Origin of the sequence: Sinomonas albida, assembly GCF_004919045.1 — a bacterium.
Classification (GTDB): Bacteria; Actinomycetota; Actinomycetes; order Actinomycetales; family Micrococcaceae; genus Sinomonas; species Sinomonas albida.
The window spans coordinates 42351-60577 of record NZ_SWDW01000012.1 but is presented as its reverse complement, the minus strand read 5'-3'; the positions used below and the strand labels follow the sequence as shown (position 1 = coordinate 60577).

The window sequence follows — 18227 nt, the reverse complement described above, 5'->3', positions numbered from 1 at the left end:
ACCTGGCCTTGCCTTGCCGTGGCAGGCGCCGGGCTGTGGGCTGGAGGCCCAGGCCCTCAGTACGTGGTGAGCAGGCGGCGCAGGACCCTTGCGCCGAAGCGGAGAGACTCCTCCGGGACCCGCTCGTCGACCCCATGGAACATGCCGGCGAAGTCCAGCTCGGCGGGCAGCTGCAACGGTGCGAAGCCATAGCCGGTGATGCCGAGGCGGCTCAGCGACTTGTTGTCCGTGCCGCCGGACAGCGTGTACGGAAGGACGGGCGCGCCGGGGTCTTCGGCCTGGAGCGCGCCGACCATCGACTCGACCAAGGCACCCTCGAACGGAGTCTCGAGCGCCACGTCGTGGTGCACATAGGAGAAGTCGACGCCCTCCCCCGCAAGCTCCTTGATCTTCTCGAGCACGAGCTCGTCCTGGCCCGGGAGCGTCCGCACGTCGATGCGCGCTTCAGCGCTGCCCGGAATGACGTTTTCCTTGTAGCCGGCCCTGAGGATCGTGGGATTGGACGTGTTCTGGAGCGTCGCCCCGACGAAGCGCGCGAACGTCCCGAGTTCCTTCAGGAGGATCTCCGGATTGTCGCGGTCGAACTCAACGCCGGTGAGCTCGGTGACCCCGTCCAGGAACCGTCGTGTCGTGTCGGTCAGCTCGATCGGCCACGTGTGCTCGCCGATCCGGCTCACGGCCCGGGCGAGACGCGTCACGGCGTTCTCAGTGTTGGTCTGGGAGCCATGGCCGGCGCGCCCCGAGGCGGTGAGCTTGAGCCACGAGAGGCCCTTCTCCGCGGTCTGGAGCATGTAGGTGCGGCGCCCGCCGATCTCAGCAGAGAAGCCGCCCACCTCGCTGATGGCCTCTTTCGCGCCCTCGAACAGCTCGGGCCGGTTGTCCACCGCCCAGCGGGCGCCGTACGCGCCGCCGGCCTCCTCGTCGGCGAACATCGCGATCACGAGGTCGCGGCGCGGTCGGGTCCCCGTGCGCTGGAGCTCACGAACCACGGAGAGGACCATCGCGTCCATGTCCTTCATGTCGACGGCGCCGCGCCCCCAGATGAGCCCGTCCTTGAGCTCGGCCGCGAACGGGTCGACGGTCCAGTCGTCTTTCTGGGCGGGGACTACGTCGAGGTGGCCGTGGACCACGAGGGCGCTGGCCGTGGGGTCGGTGCCCTCCAATCGCGCGACAACCGAAGCACGTCCCGGCGCCGATTCGAAGACCTCCGCGTCGAGGCCGACGTCCGTGAGCAGTCCCGCCGCATATTCGGCTGCCGCGCGCTCGCCCGGGCCGGACCCGTCACCGAAGTTGCTCGTGTCGAACCGGATGAGGTCCTGGCAGATCTGGACCACCTCGTCCTCGGCGCGAAGCGGGCTTTCGGCTGGGCGGTCGATCATGCAAGCTCCTCGGCGACGACGGTTCGATGAGGCCCAGCCTAGCCTTCGGCCCCAGCGGGCAAACGGCGCCCCGGCTGATTTCTTCCGCGGGCCCAGATCGTGTAGAGTTTTCTTCGCTGCCCGGGAGGGAATCGCACCATGCGAACACTTCCTGGAGCCTACCTGCGCGGGTGGCGGAATGGCAGACGCGCTAGCTTGAGGTGCTAGTGCCCGATTAGGGCGTGGGGGTTCAAGTCCCCCTCCGCGCACAAAGGGAAATGACCCCCAACCTGGAAGACATTCTCAGGTTGGGGGTCATTTTTTTGCCTGACGTGCCGCAGGGGCAACGGCTCAATCAGTCTCAGTGCTCGTCGTAGTGGTCGCCGTGGGCGGCGTGCTTGTGCCCTGCGTGGACGTAGTCAAGGTGATCGCCATGCTGGACGGCCTCGTGGCCGCAGTCCGGGCCGTGCTGGTGCTCGGCGGTTGAGTGCTCGGCGACGGACTCGTGCTCGTCGTAGTGGTCTCCGTGCAGGGCGTGGTGGTGGGTTCCGTGGACATAGTCGAGGTGGTCGCCGTGCTGGACGGCCTCGTGGCCGCAGTCAGGGCCGTGCTGGTGGTCTGTGACGGAGTGCTCAGCGTGGGTTTCGGTCTCAGGCATGATGGGTCTCTTCCGATTCAGTCTCGACGCCGCCCGTCGGCGCCTCCTGTGCATGGACGAGGGCGTCTGCGATGACGTGGCTGATGTGGTGGTCGGCCACGTGGTAGGTCACTTCCCTCCCGCTCCGCTCGGCCCGGACCAGGCCGGAGAGGCGGAGTGTCCGCAGATGCTGTGAGACCAGGGGCTGGGACAGTCCGCTGGACTCGGACAGGGCTCCGACTGTCTGCGCCTGCCTGCCGAGAAGGACCAGCAGGCGGAGCCTTGACTCCCCACTGAGGACCTTGAACAGCTTCGCTGCGCCGGCCAGTGCGGAACCGTCGTCCATGTCTCAAAGCCTAGGCACACGTATAAACAGTTGGCAATACATGCATGAATGAAAGTGCCCGCCGCGGAAGCGTTGTTGCTCGGAACCAGTAGCTGCCAGTAGCAGTGGGGTCAGTTGCCCGACCGGCTTGCGGCTGGCCGGCTCTGGGGTGTCACGCGTCCGGAGTCCGTGGTGCTCGCCATACATTCCCCTGGTGGGGTGCGGCTTGGACGGCCCCGACCCCCGAGGCCTGTGCGGGGCGAATGAGGAACGTGAGGGCGTAGACCGCGCTTGCGGCCGCGATGATCGCGAAACTCGGGGGCAGCTGGGGCACGGCTGCGCTGAGCAAGAGCCCTCCCCACATCTCCGCGACCGCGAGCGTGGCGGAGAGCGCGAGGGCGCGGTACGGGCGGTCCGTGAGCCGGGCCGCCGCACCGGCCGGGGCGGCGAGCAGGCCGAGCAACAGCAGCGAGCCCACGGCCTGGGTGGCTTCGCCGGCGCACACCCCGACGAGGGCCAGGAAACCGAAGCCAAGAGCCCGCACGGGAACGCCGCGGGCAGCCGCCACCTCGCCGTCGATCGTGGCGAACAGCAGCGGGCGGGCTATGAGCAGGACGATGAGTCCTGCCGCGGCCGCGACCGCGACGGCGGTCGTGGTCTGATCGGCGTTCAGGCCGAAGATCGAACCGAACAGGACGCTCGTTCCCGCTCCGCCCTGGAGGCCGCTGCGGGAGGTCGTGTAGACCGTGAGGAAGAAGGCACCGAGGCCCAGGATCCACGCGAAGACGCTTCCGATGGCGACATCGTCAGCCCCTCCCCGCCGGCCCAGCCCGCCGATCAGCAGCCCGACGCCGACGGTGGCGGCGAACAGCCCGAGCCGCAGGTCGTAGCCGCCTGCCAGGGCCGCCATCGCGCCCGTGAAAGCGACGTGGCTGAGCGCGTCGCCGGTGAAGACCTGGGCCCTCAGCACCAGGAAGTAGCCCACGAGCCCGCAGGCGAAGGCGATGAAGCTCCCGGCCAGAAAGGCGTGCTGGAAGAAGGGCTGCCCGATGACCGTCATGCCGCGCCTCGAACCGCCTGGAGAGTGCGCGCGCGGCCGATCGCATCCCTTGAGATCCGGACAACGTGCGCGAGGACGAGTCCGGCGAAGGCGATCCCGGTCACGAAGAACCCCAGCGGGTAGGGCTCGTAGTAGGCGGCGGTGAGACCGGCCCAGCACGAGACGAATCCCAGCGCCACGGACAGGACGAGGCCCAGGCTCGGCCTGGCGGTGAGCTGCTGTGCGGTGGCGGCGGGGATGACCATGAGGGCGAAGACCAGGAGCGTTCCGGTGATCTGGCTTGCCTCGGCGGTGGCCACGCCCAGGAGCACGAGGAACAGCCTGCCCAGCGCAGGGACCCGCACGCCGCGCCCCGCGGCGACATCTGGGTCCACCGAAGCAAATAGCAGCCTGCGGCCGATCACCGCAAGGATCACGAGCACTCCCGCGCCGACTGCACCCAGGATCGCGACCTGCCCCGTCGTGATACCCAGGAAATCGCCGAATAGGATCGCGGTAGGGCCTTCCAAGAGGCCCTTGTAGAGGCTCATGAACAGATAGCCGCACGCCAGCGCGAAGGCCTGCACCGTGCCGGTCAGAGCGGACTCCTCCGCGCCGCCCTCCCGGTCCCGGCGGGGAAGTGCGGCGATCACGAGGGCGGCCGCGACACAGAACCCGAGGTAGCCGAGGGTCGTGCTCGCACCAAGCAGGACCGCCATCGATGCCCCGGGGAACGCCACGACCGAGAGCGTGTGCGCCGCGAATGTCTGCCGGCGCAGGACCACGAACCACCCGACGACTCCGCACACGAGGGCGACTATCAGGCCCGCTCGGAAGGCGTTGACCATGTATAGGTAAGACCACATGTCCTGGAAGTCCGCCACGAGGTTCCAGGAGAATACGGGTGCGCCCGCCTCAGCCGGCCGCATCGCGGACCCCTGCGCTGTGCCGGTCCGTGTGGGCCGCGGGGGCTTCCGGCTGCCCGACGACGACCAGCCGGCCGTCGCCCGTGCGCAGCACCTCGACGCGGGTCCTGTACAGCCGCGTCAGCGTCTCGGAGGTGATGACCTCGGCTGGCGTGCCAGCCGCCGCGCCCCCCTCGGCGATATACACGACCCGGTCCAGATGGTGCAGTATCGGGTTCACATCGTGCGCCACGATCACCACGGACACCCCCTCCTCGGCGCAGATCCGGCCCAGCAGGCTGGCCACCGCACTCTGGTTCGGCAGGTCCAGGCTGTCCAGGGGCTCATCGAGCAGGAGCAGGCGGGGGCCGCGCACGAGCGCCTGGGCAATCAGGAGCCTCTGCTGCTCCCCTCCTGAGCACTGCCCGATGGGTCGGTGCGCATACGCCTCGGCTCCTACGAGCTTGATCACTGCTTCCACTCGGTCGCGGGCCTCCCTCGCGCGCGACCGGCCGAGGCCCGGCAGCGGAATGCCCCAACGGTCTCCGTCGAGGCCGAGACGGACGATGTCCGTTCCCCGGATCCGCACTCCCGCATCGAAGCTGCGCCGCTGCGGCAGGTAGCCGATCGCGGTGTTGCGCTGCCCGGGTGCCGCGCCCAGTACCGTCACCTCGCCCTCCGCCGTCGGCTGCATTCCCAGGAGGACCTTGATCAGGGTGGACTTGCCGGCCCCGTTGGGGCCCAGGACGGCGGTGAACTCCCCGGGGCCGACGGTGAGGTCCAGGCCCGACCAGAGGGGTCCGTCCGGCCACGCGAACAGCTGCGCCGCGCACCGCGAGCACTGGTTCCGGGCCGGGCACTTCATGACCCTTGTCCATGTGGGCCTCCTGGGCCGGGCGGGCCCCTCTGGTCGAGCGGACGCTCACTTGCCCGTGGCCTGCTTCAGCGCGTCGGCGATGCCCTGCAGCTCCTGCGTCTGCCAGTCCTGGAAGCTCGCGCTGGCCGGGGCGAGCGTCTCGGTCACCTGGGCGACCGGGATGCCCTTGGCCTTGGCGGCCTCGACCTGCGCGGCGACGTCCGGGTTGGAGTTCTGGGTGTTGTAGACGTAGATCTTGATCTGCTTGTCCGCGATCTGCTGGTCGATCGTGGCCTTGTCCGCCGCGGTCGGGTCGGTCCCCTCGCTCTCGGCGTCCAGGAAAGTCTCCGGGGTCAGCATCTGCAGGCCCAGGCTCTCGGCCATCGGGGTGACGATCGACTCCGACGCCCCGATCGGCGAGCCGCCGTAGGTGGACTTGATGTTGGACTCGAGCTGGTTGTACTTGGCCAGAGTCTGGGTGGTGAACGTCTGCTTCTGCGCGTCGAAATAGGACGCGTCGGCGGGGTCGATCTTCTTGTAGTCGGCGGTGATCTGGTCGATGACCTTGTTCACGCTCTCCGCCGAGTACCACTGGTGTGGATTGTCGCCTTCCTTCTTCCCCAGCAGTGTGCCGACATTAAGCGCGGTCCTGGCCGTGGACGGATTCGCGGAGAGCAGCTTGTCCGACCACGAGTCGTAGCCGATGCCATTCGCGATCACGTAGTCCGAACCAGCCACGGTCCGGCCGTCTGCGGCTGTGGGCTCGTAGGAATGCGGGTCAGTGTCCGGGTTGGTGATGATGCTCGCGACCTTCACGTGGTTCCCGCCGAGCTGAGAGGCGATCGAGCCCCAGAAGTTCTCGGCGGCCGCGACCTGGATCACCTTCGAGCTCCCGCTGCTGCTCGGGCTTCCCTGGGCACTCGCTGTCGGCGCGGTCGTGGAGCACGCGCTCGTGGCGGCGACGGCCGCGATGGCCGCCGCGCCGAGGACCGCGCGGGCAGAGCCGCGACGAGCGCGGGAAGACAGGGGCACATGCATGATACAAAACTCCTTCGAATGGGCTGGGCCCTCCCCGCAGGGTCCAGCTCGGGTCAACACCCCCACCTACTTGATAATGCATCTCATTAACAACACATTGCACCCGTCAGTGCAAACTGACGCTCGGGAGGCGGATCAGGCGGTCCCGGACCGGCAGGCCTCCAACGGCACGGCCATCCCGAAGGTCCGATTCCTGCCGTCGCACCGCCCGTGGACACACGGCGGCGACGGCGGAGCGGCGCGCCCATCGAAGGGTCATCGAGCCCTCCGTGATGGTGTAAAGTATTTACTCGTTGCCCCGAGGGAAATTGCTTGATGCGGGTTCTTTTGGGCGTCGCTCTGCGCGGGTGGCGGAATGGCAGACGCGCTAGCTTGAGGTGCTAGTGCCCGATTAGGGCGTGGGGGTTCAAGTCCCCCTCCGCGCACAAAGAGAACACCCCGGTCCGATGGACCGGGGTGTTCTCGCTTAAGCGGCTGTTCTGGCCTCAGCGGTTGTTTGGCTAAGCGGCTAGAGCCGCTCGACGCTGCCCACGAAGTGCCGCCGGCCCGACGTCGGACTCCACCCGACGAAGGCTGAATGAACCCACGCGCCGTGGGCGTCGGTCGAGTCGCCGATGTTCAGGCACACCCGCGCCGGCAGGAACACCGGTGCCTCGAACTTGACGTCCCACGCGAACGCATCGCCCTTCTGGGCCCCGACCTCCGCGAGGGCGCGCGATGCGGTGTACATGCCGTGCGCGATCGATCGCCGCATGCCGAGAGCACGGGCCGAGATCGAACTCAGATGGATCGGATTGAAGTCCCCTGAGACGGCCGCGTACTCGCGGCCCGTCTCGGATCCGAGCCGCCACAGGGCCGTGGGGAGCGGCGCACGGAACTCTTCCCGCGGCTCCGCGACCCGAGGCTTGTCGACGGACGGCAGGAACACGCCCTTGGCCAGATACGTCGAGACGCCGCGCCAGACAACGTCATCGCTTCCCGCATGCCGCACCTCGGTGACCACGTCAACCTGGGTTCCCGCGCGATGGCCGATCAAGCCCTCTGCCCACGCCGTCACGTCCAAGAGGTCTCGGTACAGGACCGGCTTGCGGTACTCGACATGGTTCCGCAGATGCACCATGCCGAGCAGGGGCAGCGGGAAGTCGTCCCGCCCCATGACGGACATGGCAGCCGGAAAGGAGAGGGCGTGGAGATAGCCCGCCGGTGCTATATCGAGCTTGGTCTCGCTGAGCAGCGCCTGGTACTCCGTCATCTTCACGAGATCGGGCAGCACCCCCGTGACGTGGTGGCGCGCGGCGGGCAGCGTGGCACGCCCCTTCCCCTTGCCGACGAGCTTCTTCGCGGCCTCGCGCGCCGCGCCGACGTAGAGCCGCGAGAGCGAGGGCATCTCGGGGAGCTCGACCGTCTCGATCCCGCGGGCCGGCGCGCTCACTGCCCCACCAGATTCTGGCCGCAAACGCGCAGCACGTTGCCGGAGATTCCGCCGGCCGCGTCCGAAGCGAGGAACGCGATGGCCTCCGCGACGTCGACCGGCAGGCCGCCCTGCTGCAACGAGTTCAGTCGGCGGGCCACCTCGCGGGTAGCGAACGGGATCTTCGCGGTCATCTCTGTCTCGATGAAGCCCGGCGCGACCGCATTGACGGTGCCGCCTCGGGCGGCGAGCCGCGCCGCCGTCGACCGCACCATGCCCACGACCCCGGCCTTCGACGCCGCATAGTTCGTCTGGCCACGGTTGCCGGCGATGCCGCTCGTCGAGGAGACCGAGACGATATGGGCGCCGTCGCCGAAGTGATCGGACGCGAGCAGCGCGTCGTTGATGCGCAGCTGGGCCGCGATGTTCACCGCGATGACCGAGTCCCACTTGGCGGCATCCATGTTGGCCAGGAGCTTGTCCCGCGTGATGCCCGCGTTGTGGACCACGATGTCCAGGCGGCCGTGACGCCCTACGGCGTGCTCGAGGATGCGCTCGCCGGCGTCAGTTCGCGTGATGTCGAGCTGCAGCGCCGTCCCGTGGACCTCGTTCGCCACCCTCGCGAGGGACTCGCCGGCTGCGGGCACGTCGACGGCAACGACCTTGGCCCCGTCGCGCCCGAGAGTTCGCGCGATCGACGCACCGATGCCGCGTGCCGCGCCGGTGACCACGGCGACCTTTCCGGCGAGCGGCCGATCGGGGTCGAGCGGCAGCGCTCCCCCGTCGGTGCCGACCGTGAGGAACTGCCCGTCGACAAAGGCGGACCTGCCCGACAGCAGGAAGCGCAGCGCCCCCAGCACGCTCGGTGCGTCCGCCCCAACACCCTCGGCCAGGAGGATCCCGTTCGCCGTGGACCCGGACCGGAGCTCCTTCGCCAGCGATCGCAGGATGCCCTCGACGCCCTGTCGCGCGGCCGCGAGGGACGGCTCGTCCGCCGCCGACGCGCGGCGCGACACCGTCACGACGCGCCCACACGCGGCAAGAGAACGGAGAGCGCGCCCGGCCGCAAGCACGGGGGCGCTCAGCCCCTCAGGGCCCTCGACGTCGTCGAGGACGAGGATGATGGCCCCGAGCTTGGGGCGGCGAGCACCGTCGGAGCCCGCCTCAGGCGACGCCCCGCCGTCGTCCGCCCCGTCGCGCCGTACCTCGACGCCCCAGCCTTCAAGCGCATCCGCGAGCGCCTGGGCCGAGGGCCCGGAGCCGACCACGAGCGCTGGGCCGGGGAGCCGTTCGTCCGCCGCGTACCGGCGCAGGGCGACCGGCTGCGGGAGCCCGAGACGCTTGGCGAGGTCACGGCCCCAACCGCGGCTCACGAATGCTGTGTACTTGTCCGTCATGCCGTCCCCCTCAGCGAGCCTCGAGCACCGCGGCGACGCCCAGGCCACCGGCCGCGCACACCGAGATGAGGCCGCGGGCCGGGCGCCCGTCGACCTCGCCCCGCTCGTGCAGCTGCTTCGCGAGCGAGGCCACGATTCGTCCGCCCGTCGCCGCAAACGGGTGCCCGGCGGCGAGGGACGAACCGTTGACGTTGAGCTTGGCGCGGTCGACCTTGCCGAGCGCACCGTCGAGCCCGAGCCGCTCACGGCAGAACTCCTCGTCCTCCCACGCCGCGAGGTGCGAGAGCACGGTTCCGGCGAACGCCTCGTGGATCTCGAAGTAGTCGATGTCCTCGAACGTGAGCCCAAGCCGCCCGAGGAGCCGCGCAACGGCAAACACGGGAGCCATGAGCAGCCCGTCCTTGCCGTGCACGAAGTCCACCGCTGCTGCCTCTCCATCCACGACGTCCGCGAGGATGGGCAGGTCCCGCGACTGCGCCCAGTCCTCCGACGCCAGCAGGACGGTCGAGGCGCCGTCGGTGAGCGGGGTCGAGTTCCCCGCCGTCATCGTGGCGCGATCCCCGAGCTGCCGCCCGAACACGGTCTTGAGCTTCGCCAGCTTCTCGAGCGACGTGTCGGCGCGCAGGTTGCTGTCCCGCGTGAGGCCTCGGTACGGGGTCACGAGATCGTCGAAGAAGCCACGCTCGTAAGCCTCGGCGAGGTTGCGGTGGCTCGCGAGCGCGAGCTCGTCCTGCGCCTCGCGCGTGACGTTCCACTGCACTGTGGTGAGGGCCTGATGCTCCCCCATGGAGAGGCCGGTGCGCGGCTCGTTCGTGCCGGGCGCGACTGGAGTCACGTCTTTGGGCCGGATCTTGGAGACGGCCTTCAGCTTCTGCTGGAGGGTCTTGGCCCGGTTGAGCTCGAGGAGCGCGTGGCGCAGGCCCTCGCTGACCACGATCGGCGCGTCGGAGGCGCTGTCGACCCCGCCCGCGATCGCGGATTCGATGCGCCCGAGCTTGATCTTGTCGGAGAGGCCGAGGACGGTCTCGAGGCCGGTCGCGCAGGCCTGCTGGACGTCGTACGCCGGAGTCTCCGGGGACAGGGAGGAGCCGAGCACGGCCTCGCGGGTGAGGTTGAAGTCGCGGGAGTGCTTGAGCACTGCGCCCGCGGCGAGCTCGCCGATGCGCTCATCCTGGAGCCCATACCGGGCCACGAGCCCGTCGAGCGCGGCCGTCAGCATGTCCAGGTTCGAACTCATCGCATAGGCACCGTTCGATCGGGCGAACGGGATGCGGTTGCCGCCGACGACGACGGCCTTGCGCACAGTGGACATCATGCCTCCGTATACGTGGGCCGGGCGCGCGCCCGGCCGCTGATGTGAGCTGAGTTACCGATACCAAGCGTACCTGATACGCTGGGTATCGTGAACCTCCCCCGAGCGGCGCGCCAAGCGGCGCGCGCACCCGAGCTTCCAGCGCACGACGGCGCCACGGCGGCGCCCGTCGATGGCCGCACCGCCCGCTGGGCGACCCATCGCGAGGAGCGGCGCACGGAGCTCATCCGCTTGGCGCGCCGAGCGGTCCACCGCCTGGGCTCCGAGGTCCCCATGGAGGACATTGCGGCCGCCGCCGGAACCTCCAAGTCCGTCTTCTACCGCTACTTCGGGGACAAGGCGGGCCTCCAGGCCGCAATGGGGGAACTCGTGCTCGCACAGATGCAGACCCGGATCGGCGAGGCAGCCCGGGCGGCACAGACGCCGCATGAGGGGATCCGCGCAATGGTCGCCGCCTACCTCGGAATGGCGGCGAGCTCACCCCACGTGTATGAGTTCGTGACGCGAGTCCCGTCCGGCGGCCCCGCAGACGCCGAAGCCGGCGCGGCGTTCGGGACCTTCTTCGACGCCGTCGGCAGCATGATCGAGGAGCCCATGCAGCGCCTCCTCTCCCCCGGGCGCCACGCCACGATCCTCTACTGGCCCACGGCGGCGATGGGCCTGGTCCGCGCCGCTGGCGAGCGCTGGCTCGAAGCCCCGGAAACGCCTTCCAAGCCCACCCTCGACGCGATGGCCGCGATGATCGCCGATTGGCTCTTCGCCGGCATCGTCGCCGAATCAGACACCCCGAATTCGAGCAAGGAGACGCCATGACAGAACTCGCCCCCGGCGCCACCGACTCCGCGGCAGATCTCGCCGAGGATCCCACCGAGACCGCCGATGACGTGCGCGTCGACGTGGCAGCCCTGAGCGACCAGCTCCTGGGCACGTGGGCGGAGACGCGCCGCGTGGCCCGCGCGCTCGCCGGCAACGCGGAGCTGCACAAGCTCGAGGGACTCACGCACCACGAGCACCGCGAGCGCGTCTTCGGCCAGCTCAAGTACCTCGTGGACCACAAGGCGGTCCACCGTGCCTTCCCGAAGGAGCTTGGCGGCGACGAGGACCACGGCGGCAACATCGCGGGCTTCGAGGAACTGGTCACGGCGGATCCTTCGCTGCAGATCAAGGCCGGCGTCCAGTGGGGACTGTTCGGTGCGGCGGTCCTGCACCTGGGCACCGAGGAGCACCACGCCAAGTGGCTCCCCGGCATCATGTCGCTGGACGTGCCCGGCTGCTTCGCGATGACGGAGATCGGCCACGGTTCGGACGTGGCCAGCATCGCGACGACCGCAACGTACGATCCCGAGACCGAGGAGTTCGTGATCCACACGCCGTTCAAGGCGGCGTGGAAGGAATTCATCGGCAACGCTGCCAAGGACGGCCTCGCAGCCGTGGTCTTCGCGCAGCTCATCACGAAGGGCGTCAACCATGGCGTCCATGCGCTCTACGTGCCCCTCCGTGATCCCGACACGAAGGACTTCCTTCCCGGAGTTGGCGGTCAGGACGACGGGGTCAAGGGCGGACTCAACGGCATCGACAACGGCCGGCTCCACTTCGACCACGTCCGCGTGCCCCGCACGAACCTGCTCAACCGCTACGGCTCGGTCGCCGCGGACGGCACCTACTCCTCTCCGATCGCGAGCCCCGGCCGCCGCTTCTTCACCATGCTCGGCACGCTCGTGCAGGGACGCGTCTCGCTCGACGGCGCCGCGACGGCCGCCTCGAAGCTCGCCCTGTCCGCGGCGATCCACTACGCGTCCGAGCGGCGGCAGTTCAATGCGTCCTCGGAGACGGCCGAGGAAGTGCTGCTCGACTACCAGCGCCACCAGCGCCGCCTGCTCCCCCGGCTCGCGACCGTCTACGCCATGAACTTCGCGCACGAACAGCTCCTGGAGAAGTTCGACGGCGTGTTCTCCGGCCGCGCGGATACGGACAAGGACCGCCAGGATCTCGAGACGCTCGCCGCCGCGCTCAAGCCGCTCGCGACGTGGAACGCGCTCGACATCCTGCAGGAGTGCCGCGAGGCCTGCGGTGGCGCGGGCTTCATCATGGAGAACCGCTTCGCCTCGCTGCGGGCCGACCTCGACATCTACGTGACGTTCGAGGGCGACAACAACGTGCTCCTCCAGCTCGTCGCCAAGCGGCTCCTCAACGACTACGCCAAGGAGTTCCGGGGCATGGGCGTCGGGGCGCTCGCGAAGTTCGCGCTCGGCCAGGCCGCCGGCGTGGCCTACAAGACGGGTCTCGGGGCAGTGGCCCAGTTCGTCCGCGACAGCGGCCGGGCCCAGCGGGCGGCCCTCGCACTGCGCGACGAGGACACCCAACGGCTGCTCCTCGCGGACCGGGTCCAGACGATGGTCGCGCAGACAGCGCAGGCGCTGCACGGCGCCAACAGGCTCCCCCAGGCTGAGGCCGCGGCTCGCTTCAATGCCCACCAGAACGAGCTCATCGAGGCCGCGTACGCGCATGCCGAGCTCCTCCAGTGGGAGGCGTTCACCGAGGCGCTCGCCGGGGTCGAGGACCCCGGGACCAAGAAGGTCCTCACGTGGCTGCGGGACCTGTTCGGCCTCACGCTCATCGAGAAGCACCTCTCGTGGTACCTCATGAACGGCCGCCTCAGCATGCAGCGGGGCCGCACCGTGGGCGAGTACATCAACCGCCTCCTCGCGCGGCTCCGTCCGCACGCCCTCGACCTCGTCGATGCCTTCGGCTACGGTCCCGAACACGTCCGCGCGCCGATCGCGACCGGCGGCGAGGCCGAACGGCAGGACGAGGCCGCGGAGTACTACGCGGCGCTCCGGGCGGCCGGAGCCGAGCCTCGGCGCGAGAAGCAGGCCAGGACCGCGAAGGCCAAGGGCTAAGCCCATCCACTGACGTGTTCGCTCAGAGCCGCCGCGACGAGCCTTCCACGCCCCTGTGGCCGGGGTCTAGCCTGAGGGCAGGGCCCGGCCACGGGGCTGGGCACACCTCGAGGAGGATGCCATGGGTGATGGATGGGCCCGCCGTGGGCCTTGGGACATGCCGGTCCCGCCGCCGTTCCGCCGCTTCGGACTCCCTGAACACGTCCGCCGCTTCATGGAGGGCGACTGGGACACCGGCTGGCTGCGCGTCGAGGAGTTCCGCGATGGGGACGACCTCGTAGTGCGGGCCGAGCTGCCCGGAGTCGACCCCGACAAGGACGTCGACGTGACTGTCAGCGAGGGCGAACTGAACATCCGCGCCGAGCGTCAGGAGAACCCTGAGAATGCGGCCAAGGAGGGCTACCGCTCCGATTTCCGGTACGGCTCGTTCTCCCGCAGTGTCCAGCTCCCGCGGGGCGCGCGGCAGGAGGACATCCGGGCAAGCTACAAGGACGGCGTGCTCGAAGTCCGCGTCCCGTCCGCGCCCGAGAGCGGCCCGGGGCCGACGAAGGTCAACGTGAGCCGCGACTAGTCAGCTCATCCGACCGGCTCGCGCGACGAACGACGACGGCGAGGCACCCTGCGCGGGTGCCTCGCCGCCGTCGTCCGCTGGCCCGGTCTCAGCCCTCGGCGAGGACCGAGCTGTACACGTCGAGGGTCGCTTGGCCGATCGTGTCCCACGAGAAGTTCTGCTCGGCGCGCACGCGCCCGGCCTCCCCCATCTCGCGCGCCCGCGCCGGATCCGACACGACCTCGGTGAGAGCCGCCGCGAAGTCGGTGACGAACTTGTCGGGATCCAGCGGAGTGCCGGTCCCGTCGCTCACCTGCTCGATCGGCACGAGCAGGCCCGTCGAGCCATGGTCAACGACTTCGGGGATCCCGCCCGTGGCCGTCGCGACGACCGCCGCGCCGCACGCCATGGCCTCCAGGTTCACGATGCCGAGCGGCTCGTAGATGCTCGGGCACGCGAACGCGGTCGCGTGGCTCAGGACCTGGATGAGCTCGGCACGCGGGAGCATGCGCTCGATGAGGACGACGCCCTCGCGCTCAGCCTTGAGGCCATCGATGAGGGCCGCGGTCTCCCGGGCGAGCTCGGGCGTGTCCGCCGCCCCGAGGCACAGGACGAGCTGGACGTCGGCCGGAAGCTTCGCCGCCGCGCGGAGAAGGTACGGGACGCCCTTCTGGCGCGTGTTGCGGCCCACGAACACCACCGAGGGCTTCTCCGGGTCGATCCCGAGGGCCCGGATGAGGTCCGTGCCCTCGTCACGGCCCCAGCGCGAGACGTCGATTCCGTTGTGGACCACCTGCACCTTCGCGGGGTCCACGCCGGGATAGCAGCGCAGAATGTCGTCCCGCATGCCGTGCGAGACGGCGATGATGGCCGCGGCGGCCTCGTACGCCGTCTTCTCGACCCACGACGAGAGGCGATAGCCGCCTCCGAGCTGCTCCGCCTTCCACGGGCGGAGCGGCTCGAGGCTGTGGGCACTCAGGACGTGGGGGATCCCGTACAGGATCGATGAGACGTGGCCGGCCATATTCGCGTACCACGTGTGCGAATGGACGACGTCGGCGCCCGACACCTCGGGCACGATGTCGACGTCGATGCCGAGCGTCTGGAGCGCGGCGTTGGCGCCCGCGAGCTGGGACGGGACCTGGTGGGAGGTGACGGACGCGCCGTCGACCGTCGCCTCGCGCGGCGCGCCGAAAGCGTGGACCCGCAGGTCCACCTCACGCGCGAGAACCTTGCTGAGCTCAGCGACGTGCACCCCGGCACCGCCGTAGATCTCCGGAGGGAATTCCTTGGTCACAATGTCAATTCGCACGGCACCAACGTAGTCGCTGCCCGGGAGGTGTTCTAGTGTGAACCCCGAGGCTTCCTCCAATGTCGGATGGAGCCGCACCTGACCGGAACACGGAAGACGGGGGTTGCGCCATGGCGCCGAAGAGAGTGTTGGCTATCGTCTTGGCCGGTGGGGAGGGCAAGCGGCTCATGCCGCTCACGGCGGACCGGGCGAAGCCGGCCGTTCCGTTTGCCGGGGCCTACAGGCTCATCGATTTCGCCCTGTCCAATCTGGTGAACTCGGGATACCGGCACATCGTCGTCCTGACCCAGTACAAGTCCCACAGCCTGGACCGGCACATCTCGGAGACCTGGCGCCTCTCGACGCTCCTGCAGAACTACGTCGCTTCGGTCCCCGCCCAGCAGCGCGTGGGGAAGAGCTGGTTCCTCGGCAGCGCGAACGCCATCTACCAGTCGCTCAACCTCATCAAGGACGAGAAGCCGGACATCGTCGTAGTGGTCGGCGCGGACCACGTCTACCGCATGGACTTCTCCCAGATGGTGGAGGCGCATGTCGCCTCGGGCGCCAAGGCAACCGTTGCCGCCGTCCGCCAGCCGCTCACGATGGCCAACCAGTTCGGTGTCATCGAAACGGACGCCGCGGATCCGTCGCGGATCTCGGCCTTCGTCGAGAAGCCCCCGACCACGCCCGGCCTCCCCGATGCACCCGACCAGTTCCTCGCGTCGATGGGCAACTACGTCTTCGACTCGGACGCGCTCGTCGAGGCGCTCAAGCACGACGCCGAGCGCCTCGACACGAAGCACGACATGGGTGGCGACATCGTGCCGCACTTCGTGCAGCGCGGCGAGGCCGGCGTATACGACTTCACGAAGAACGAGATCCCGGGATCGACCGAACGCGACCGGACGTACTGGCGCGACGTGGGCACCATCGACTCGTTCTACGACGCCCACATGGACCTCATCTCGCCGCTGCCCGTCTTCAACCTGTACAACTCGCAGTGGCCCATCTACACGCGCCAGAGCATCTCGCCGCCCGCGAAGTTCGTGCGCGGCGTCGGCGGGCGGGTCGGATCTGCGCTCGATTCGATCGTCTCGAGCGGCGTTGTCGTGACGGGAGGCTCCGTCGAGGGCTCCGTGCTCTCGAACGACGTCCGCGTCAACGCCGGCGCCCGCGTCCTCGACTCGGTGCTCATGGACGGGTGCCTCGTCGGCGAGGGGGCCGTGCTGAACCGCGCCATCCTCGACAAGAACGTCGTAGTGCCGCCGGGTGCGACGATCGGCCTCGACCCCAAGCTCGACAAGCAGCGCGGCTTCCAGGTCACGGACTCCGGGATCACGATTCTCGCCAAGGACCAGACCGTGCCCGAGCCGGACGACGACGAACGGAAGCTCGCCGCTGCCTGGGCCTCCAAGCACCCCGCGGACTTCGAGGACCGCGTCGGGTCGACGGCCGACGGCGCGCGCCCGGTCATCTCGGGAAGCGGAACCACCCCTGCCCACGGCGACCCCCTGCTCACGGATGCTGCACGCTCTGGTGAGGAGGCGCCGTCGTCCGCCTCGGAAGCGGCGGACGCTCAGCCTCGGTAGACTAGGAGGCCATGAGCTTCACCGATCCTTCGTCCCCGGGGTCCTTGACCCCGGAGGAGATCCAAGCCTGCCTCAAGGTACTCGAGACAATCCACGAGTACGACGAGGAGCACCCGGACTTCGTCGCCGTGCGCCGCGCCACCGGCAAGATGTTCAAGGCACACCGCCGGTTCTCGCGGAACCAGAAGCGGGACGCCGTGGCCGCCGCCGACCGCGCCGTCATCGCGCAGACGGCCACTGCGGCGCCGGATCGGATCGACGACGAGACGAAGGGCAACAAGCTCTCGTCCTCGGCCACGGGCGAAGTCGCCGGGCACCTCCTGCGGCCGCGGCCTTGCTACATCTGCAAGCAGCCCTACACCCAGGTCGATGCTTTCTACCACCAGCTGTGCCCGGACTGCGCTGCGTTCAGCCACGCGAAGCGGGACGCGCGGACGGACCTGACCGGCCGGCGCGCGCTGCTCACGGGCGGGCGGGCCAAGATCGGGATGTACATCGCGCTGCGGCTCCTGCGGGACGGCGCACACACGACCATCACGACGCGCTTCCCCAAGGACGCGGCGCGCCGGTTCGCGGCCATGGAGGACAGTGCTGACTGGCTTCACCGGCTGCGGATCGTGGGCATCGACCTCCGCGATCCGTCCCAGGTGATCGCCCTCGCCGACTCCGTGAATGCCGAGGGCCCGCTCGACATCATCATCAACAACGCAGCCCAGACGGTGCGCCGCTCGCCCAATGCCTACCGCCCCCTCGCCGAGGCGGAGGACGAACCGCTGCCCGCCGAGCTGCTCGCGTCGAACGGCGGCCCGGAGCTACTGACCTTCGGCCACGCGCATGACCGCCACCCCCTCTCGATTGCGGGCAGCGTGACCGGGCATCCCGTCCTGGCACCCGACGCCGTGACGGCGCTCGCCCTCTCGACGGGGTCCACGACCCTGGACCGCATCGAGGCGGGGACCGCGATCGACGCCGGAGGGCTTGTGCCTGACGTCGCGAAGTTCAACTCATGGACTCAGGTCGTGGACCAGGTGGATCCGCTTGAACTGCTCGAGGTCCAGCTGTGCAACGTCACGGCGCCCTTCCTCCTCATCAGCCGCCTCAGAGGGGCCATGCAGCGTTCGACGGCGCGGCGCAAGTACATCGTCAACGTCTCGGCGATGGAGGGGCAGTTCGGGCGGAAATACAAGGGGCCGGGCCACCCGCACACCAATATGGCGAAGGCCTCGCTCAACATGCTCACCCGCACGAGCGCTGGGGAGATGTTCACGTCCGACCGCATTCTGATGACCGCCGTGGACACCGGGTGGATCACGGACGAGCGGCCGCACTACACCAAGATCCGGCTCGCCGACGAGGGCTTCCACGCTCCTCTGGACCTCGTCGACGGCGCGGCCCGGGTGTACGACCCGATCGTGGTCGGCGAAGAGGGCACCGATCTCTACGGGGTCTTCCTGAAGGACTACAAGCCCTCCCCCTGGTGACCGGCCCCCTCGGGGTTGCGGGGTCCCGTCCCACGGGTTGCGGGGTCCCGTCCCGCGCGTTGCGGGGTCCCGTCCCGCGGGTTGCGGGGTCCCATCCCGCGGGTTGCGGGGTCCCATCCCGCGGGTTGCGGGGTCCCG

At 69.3% G+C, this 18227-nt stretch carries 16 protein-coding genes and 2 tRNA genes; 7 read left to right on the top strand and 11 right to left on the bottom strand.

Annotated features, from left to right (window positions below):
- Positions 1-56: 56 nt before the first annotated feature.
- Positions 57-1379 (bottom strand): M20/M25/M40 family metallo-hydrolase, encoded by a 1323-nt coding sequence (locus tag E6A26_RS12885; RefSeq protein WP_136611603.1) that lies wholly within the window; start codon positions 1377-1379, stop codon positions 57-59.
- A 164-nt stretch (positions 1380-1543) separates the two neighbouring features.
- On the opposite strand from E6A26_RS12885, the gene E6A26_RS12880 reads away from it, so the two are divergent.
- Positions 1544-1627: transfer RNA gene (locus E6A26_RS12880), tRNA-Leu, on the top strand.
- Positions 1628-1719: 92 nt separating this feature from the next.
- On the opposite strand, the gene E6A26_RS17940 is transcribed toward E6A26_RS12880, so the two are convergent.
- From E6A26_RS17940 to E6A26_RS12850, 6 genes are all read right to left on the bottom strand, one after another.
- Positions 1720-2016 carry a hypothetical protein gene (locus tag E6A26_RS17940; RefSeq protein ID WP_136611602.1) on the bottom strand — a complete coding sequence of 99 codons (297 nt, stop codon included), beginning with the start codon at positions 2014-2016 and terminating at the stop codon, positions 1720-1722.
- Positions 2009-2341: an ArsR/SmtB family transcription factor gene (locus E6A26_RS12870; protein WP_136611601.1), complete on the bottom strand. Its 333-nt coding sequence runs from the start codon at positions 2339-2341 to the stop codon at positions 2009-2011. Before E6A26_RS12870 ends, E6A26_RS17940 begins: the two co-directional genes overlap by 8 nt.
- 151 nt (positions 2342-2492) lie before the next feature.
- Positions 2493-3380, bottom strand: a complete 888-nt coding sequence (locus E6A26_RS12865) for a metal ABC transporter permease (RefSeq protein WP_136611600.1) — start codon at positions 3378-3380, stop codon at positions 2493-2495.
- Positions 3377-4288 (bottom strand): metal ABC transporter permease, encoded by a 912-nt coding sequence (locus E6A26_RS12860; RefSeq protein WP_136611599.1) that lies wholly within the window; start codon positions 4286-4288, stop codon positions 3377-3379. Before E6A26_RS12860 ends, E6A26_RS12865 begins: the two co-directional genes overlap by 4 nt.
- A complete protein-coding gene (locus tag E6A26_RS12855) occupies positions 4275-5129 on the bottom strand; it encodes a metal ABC transporter ATP-binding protein (protein ID WP_211129121.1) in 855 nt (284 codons plus the stop codon). The genes E6A26_RS12860 and E6A26_RS12855 overlap by 14 nt, the downstream gene beginning before the upstream one ends.
- 57 nt (positions 5130-5186) lie before the next feature.
- Positions 5187-6158: a metal ABC transporter solute-binding protein, Zn/Mn family gene (locus E6A26_RS12850; protein ID WP_136611598.1), complete on the bottom strand. Its 972-nt coding sequence runs from the start codon at positions 6156-6158 to the stop codon at positions 5187-5189.
- A 341-nt stretch (positions 6159-6499) separates the two neighbouring features.
- Here E6A26_RS12850 and E6A26_RS12845 point away from each other — a divergent pair.
- Positions 6500-6583 (top strand) — tRNA-Leu (locus E6A26_RS12845).
- An 83-nt stretch (positions 6584-6666) separates the two neighbouring features.
- On the opposite strand, the gene E6A26_RS12840 is transcribed toward E6A26_RS12845, so the two are convergent.
- From E6A26_RS12840 to E6A26_RS12830, 3 genes are read right to left on the bottom strand one after another with little or no spacing between them, the layout of a single operon-like run.
- Entirely contained in the window at positions 6667-7545 is an 879-nt protein-coding gene (locus E6A26_RS12840; protein WP_136611680.1) for a MaoC/PaaZ C-terminal domain-containing protein, read from the bottom strand.
- A gap of 41 nt (positions 7546-7586) precedes the next feature.
- Positions 7587-8966, bottom strand: coding sequence for a 3-oxoacyl-ACP reductase (locus E6A26_RS12835; protein WP_136611597.1), 1380 nt, complete (start codon positions 8964-8966; stop codon positions 7587-7589).
- Between the two features lie 10 nt (positions 8967-8976).
- The gene (locus E6A26_RS12830) at positions 8977-10281 is read right to left on the bottom strand and encodes an acetyl-CoA C-acetyltransferase (RefSeq protein WP_136611596.1); all 1305 of its coding nucleotides are present in this window, start codon (positions 10279-10281) and stop codon (positions 8977-8979) included.
- 87 nt (positions 10282-10368) lie between these two features.
- On the opposite strand from E6A26_RS12830, the gene E6A26_RS12825 reads away from it, so the two are divergent.
- From E6A26_RS12825 to E6A26_RS12815, 3 genes are all read left to right on the top strand, one after another.
- On the top strand, positions 10369-11091 hold the full coding sequence (locus E6A26_RS12825; protein ID WP_136611595.1) for a TetR/AcrR family transcriptional regulator: 723 nt from the start codon (positions 10369-10371) through the stop codon (positions 11089-11091).
- Positions 11088-13178: an acyl-CoA dehydrogenase family protein gene (locus E6A26_RS12820; protein WP_136611594.1), complete on the top strand. Its 2091-nt coding sequence runs from the start codon at positions 11088-11090 to the stop codon at positions 13176-13178. Before E6A26_RS12825 ends, E6A26_RS12820 begins: the two co-directional genes overlap by 4 nt.
- A 121-nt stretch (positions 13179-13299) precedes the next feature.
- Complete coding sequence (locus tag E6A26_RS12815) at positions 13300-13749, top strand: Hsp20/alpha crystallin family protein (RefSeq protein ID WP_234865454.1); 450 nt, start codon at positions 13300-13302, stop codon at positions 13747-13749.
- An 88-nt stretch (positions 13750-13837) separates the two neighbouring features.
- On the opposite strand, the gene glgA is transcribed toward E6A26_RS12815, so the two are convergent.
- Positions 13838-15040 (bottom strand): glycogen synthase, encoded by a 1203-nt coding sequence (gene glgA, locus E6A26_RS12810; protein ID WP_136611593.1) that lies wholly within the window; start codon positions 15038-15040, stop codon positions 13838-13840.
- 110 nt (positions 15041-15150) lie between these two features.
- On the opposite strand from glgA, the gene glgC reads away from it, so the two are divergent.
- Together glgC and E6A26_RS12800 are read left to right on the top strand one after the other, a co-directional pair.
- Complete coding sequence (gene glgC, locus E6A26_RS12805) at positions 15151-16608, top strand: glucose-1-phosphate adenylyltransferase (RefSeq protein ID WP_136611592.1); 1458 nt, start codon at positions 15151-15153, stop codon at positions 16606-16608.
- 11 nt (positions 16609-16619) lie between these two features.
- Positions 16620-18089 (top strand): SDR family NAD(P)-dependent oxidoreductase, encoded by a 1470-nt coding sequence (locus E6A26_RS12800; protein WP_136611591.1) that lies wholly within the window; start codon positions 16620-16622, stop codon positions 18087-18089.
- Positions 18090-18227: the final 138 nt, after the last annotated feature.

What these genes read in the sequence shown, in the direction of transcription:
- E6A26_RS12885 (WP_136611603.1), bottom strand. Translation starts at nt 1,379, where the DNA reads ATGATCGACCGCCCAGCCGAAAGCCCGCTTCGCGCCGAGGACGAGGTG.
- E6A26_RS17940 (WP_136611602.1), bottom strand. Translation starts at nt 2,016, where the DNA reads ATGCCTGAGACCGAAACCCACGCTGAGCACTCCGTCACAGACCACCAG.
- E6A26_RS12870 (WP_136611601.1), bottom strand. Translation starts at nt 2,341, where the DNA reads ATGGACGACGGTTCCGCACTGGCCGGCGCAGCGAAGCTGTTCAAGGTC.
- E6A26_RS12865 (WP_136611600.1), bottom strand. Translation starts at nt 3,380, where the DNA reads ATGACGGTCATCGGGCAGCCCTTCTTCCAGCACGCCTTTCTGGCCGGG.
- E6A26_RS12860 (WP_136611599.1), bottom strand. Translation starts at nt 4,288, where the DNA reads ATGCGGCCGGCTGAGGCGGGCGCACCCGTATTCTCCTGGAACCTCGTG.
- E6A26_RS12855 (WP_211129121.1), bottom strand. Translation starts at nt 5,129, where the DNA reads ATGAAGTGCCCGGCCCGGAACCAGTGCTCGCGGTGCGCGGCGCAGCTG.
- E6A26_RS12850 (WP_136611598.1), bottom strand. Translation starts at nt 6,158, where the DNA reads ATGCATGTGCCCCTGTCTTCCCGCGCTCGTCGCGGCTCTGCCCGCGCG.
- E6A26_RS12840 (WP_136611680.1), bottom strand. Translation starts at nt 7,545, where the DNA reads ATGCCCTCGCTCTCGCGGCTCTACGTCGGCGCGGCGCGCGAGGCCGCG.
- E6A26_RS12835 (WP_136611597.1), bottom strand. Translation starts at nt 8,966, where the DNA reads ATGACGGACAAGTACACAGCATTCGTGAGCCGCGGTTGGGGCCGTGAC.
- E6A26_RS12830 (WP_136611596.1), bottom strand. Translation starts at nt 10,281, where the DNA reads ATGATGTCCACTGTGCGCAAGGCCGTCGTCGTCGGCGGCAACCGCATC.
- E6A26_RS12820 (WP_136611594.1), top strand. Translation starts at nt 11,088, where the DNA reads ATGACAGAACTCGCCCCCGGCGCCACCGACTCCGCGGCAGATCTCGCC.
- E6A26_RS12815 (WP_234865454.1), top strand. Translation starts at nt 13,300, where the DNA reads ATGGGTGATGGATGGGCCCGCCGTGGGCCTTGGGACATGCCGGTCCCG.
- glgC (WP_136611592.1), top strand. Translation starts at nt 15,151, where the DNA reads ATGGCGCCGAAGAGAGTGTTGGCTATCGTCTTGGCCGGTGGGGAGGGC.
- E6A26_RS12800 (WP_136611591.1), top strand. Translation starts at nt 16,620, where the DNA reads ATGAGCTTCACCGATCCTTCGTCCCCGGGGTCCTTGACCCCGGAGGAG.